The organism is Pseudomonas orientalis (assembly GCF_001439815.1).
Classification (GTDB): Bacteria; Pseudomonadota; Gammaproteobacteria; order Pseudomonadales; family Pseudomonadaceae; genus Aquipseudomonas; species Aquipseudomonas orientalis.
This window is the reverse complement of sequence record NZ_JYLM01000022.1, coordinates 1-2,297: the sequence shown is the minus strand read 5'-3', so window position 1 is coordinate 2,297 and position 2,297 is coordinate 1. Positions and strand designations below refer to the sequence as shown.

At 49.5% G+C, this 2,297-nt stretch carries 3 protein-coding genes; all 3 read left to right on the top strand.

The annotated features are described in order from the left end of the window. Nucleotides 1–719, top strand: a 719-nt coding sequence (locus TU82_RS27280) for an RHS repeat-associated core domain-containing protein (RefSeq protein ID WP_211269740.1), incomplete at its 5' end; no start/stop codon positions are given. A 1-nt stretch (nt 720) separates the two neighbouring features. Further along, on the top strand, nt 721–1,290 hold the full coding sequence (locus TU82_RS27275; RefSeq protein WP_057726491.1) for an imm11 family protein: 570 nt from the start codon (nt 721–723) through the stop codon (nt 1,288–1,290). A 113-nt stretch (nt 1,291–1,403) separates the two neighbouring features. Beyond that, on the top strand, nt 1,404–2,003 hold the full coding sequence (locus TU82_RS27270) for a hypothetical protein (protein ID WP_057726489.1): 600 nt from the start codon (nt 1,404–1,406) through the stop codon (nt 2,001–2,003). Nucleotides 2,004–2,297: the final 294 nt, after the last annotated feature.

Sequence of the window (2,297 nt, the reverse complement as noted above, 5' to 3'; positions counted from 1 at the left end):
GTATTGGTCCGTTGCAGAAGATTCGCTACTACCACAACGATCTGAACGGGTTGCCCGAGCAACTGACCGAGGCCGATGGGCACAGCGTCTGGCAGGCGACTTATCGGGTGTGGGGCAACACGCTGGAAGAGGTGCGGGAGCCTTATTACATCGAGGAGCAGAACGTGCGGTTCCAGGGGCAGTACCTGGATCGGGAGACGGGGCTACACTACAACACTTTCAGGTTCTACGACCCCGAAATAGGGAGATTCACGACTCCAGATCCGATCAGTTTACTGGGCGGCATAAACCTGTACCAATATGCGCCAAATCCAATTACATGGGTTGATCCATGGGGCCTGTTTAACTGGAACTATAAAAATATGCCTGGAATCGATGGATTCCAGAAACACCATATTATTCCTCAATCGCTGGCTGATCACCCTGCTCTGAAGAAGGCTGGATTCGACATACACAAAACTTCCAACATCATTTACTTGCCTAGTGAAGAGGGCAAGCACGAATATCGCACTATTCACAAAGGCTCACATCCGGGTTACAACAAAGCTGTTCGGGCACAACTCAATGAAATATCCCTCGCGGGCAAGGCTGGAAAATGGAAAAAAGCCCAGTACGCGCAGGCAGTGAGGGAGGTTGTCAGCTCTGAAAGGTCGGGATTACGCAATGGGCGTACTCGGTTGAATAAAAACTCAACTCAAGCAGGTCGCTGCGGGAAATAATATGTACCTATTAGAAATCAGTGAAAATTATTCAGAAATTTACTGGTTCAAATACGACCAGAAAAAATCTCCCGACCATCTATTGTTTATTAGTGGAGAAGAGCAATCATCAATTCCTACCACTCCAACCTTTAAAAATAAAAATAAGATCAGCGCATCTCGCTTAATGTCCTTCGATCTTCTTCAAAGTGACACGCTTGAATTTGTAAGCGAGGCAATGGCCAACGTACTGCGCAAATTCCCGACAGACGTTCAGCTTTTTCCTGCCAACGTTTATCTAAAAGAAGAAAAGCTGGAAGGTTACTATGTATTCAATGTGATCCAGATACTTCCTTGTATTGATTTGAATAACTCTCAATATGGTCCCATGTTCAGCTTTATGCCGGATGGTCCTCTGAGATTCACCACTCTTCAAAGTCTGCCACCTGCTACCTTAGGCAATCACCATATCGTGAGAGCCAAGGAAAGTTCACAACGCATCTTTGTTTCCCAGCAGTTCAAGCAGCAATGCGAAGCATCCCAGCTTAAAGGTCTTCGATTCGTAGACTGTTCCAAAGGTATCCAAGTCTGAACAATAAAGGGGACGGACCTATTTAATCCGGATAGGGACTATAAATAAATCCGACCCCTTTATCGCTGGCAGAAAAGCCGGCTGTGGTAAATGATTTCCCATTGGAGAAGCACATGAGCGCCCTCGACAACGCATTTAAAGAACTGCGCCGCGCCCACAAAAAATTCGATATCGAAGGCCGCTTCGAAAAGCGCAGTCAAGCCAATGAAAAATGGCCGCAGACGTTGCCGCGCTCGGCAGAGACCGATTATTTCTACGATAACTGCGAGCCGGTTGATGTTGAAGTTGAAACCGGATTGACGCCGATATACTTCTTCAACTTGAGCACCTTGGAAGACGGCCAAGTTGGCTATAAATGGGCTGGCGACTCGAACAAGACCCAGGTAAACGGGAATTGGCCCGCCCAGTATCTGGTTTTCATGGACGATATTGGCGGCGGTAAACCGGTTATCGCCGTCACGGATACTCCCGGCACTTCGGTGTGGGCGAGCTACGATGTCGTCGAGCCGTTCAAGATTGCCGACTCCCTGGCTGATTTCCTCTTGGCTTTCGCCAAAACTATCGAAATTGTTCATGGAAAATTCGACATCTTTGACATCTACAGCGATGACGACGAGCTTTCCCCCAAATTTGTAAAATTGTTGACCAAAGAAGTCAGCCCGTTGCTGGGCGAGGAGAACTTCGAACGCTTCTTCGATTACTTCTACGGCTAAGCAGGTTCTACCAAAGGAAGGGTTCTGATCACGCCACTTCTGGACAACGTGCGACCTCTCCACTGCCTTGAGGATCCGCGACTGATCAAGCGCCTTCGAACAGCTTCGGTGAGGCCGACATCCTCGGCGGTGTGCTGGAGGTGGCGGCGAATATCGCGATCACTGCAGTGGCAACAGCTGCCGTGGTTGCGGCTACCGGTATTACCGTCGCCACCGGAGGGCTGGGCTGCTTCCTGTTGGGCGCGGTGGTGGGCACGATTGTCGGCCTGGCCATGAGCAAGACGGGCGCAGACA

What these genes read in the sequence shown, in the direction of transcription:
- TU82_RS27275 (WP_057726491.1), top strand. Translation starts at nt 721, where the DNA reads ATGTACCTATTAGAAATCAGTGAAAATTATTCAGAAATTTACTGGTTC.
- TU82_RS27270 (WP_057726489.1), top strand. Translation starts at nt 1,404, where the DNA reads ATGAGCGCCCTCGACAACGCATTTAAAGAACTGCGCCGCGCCCACAAA.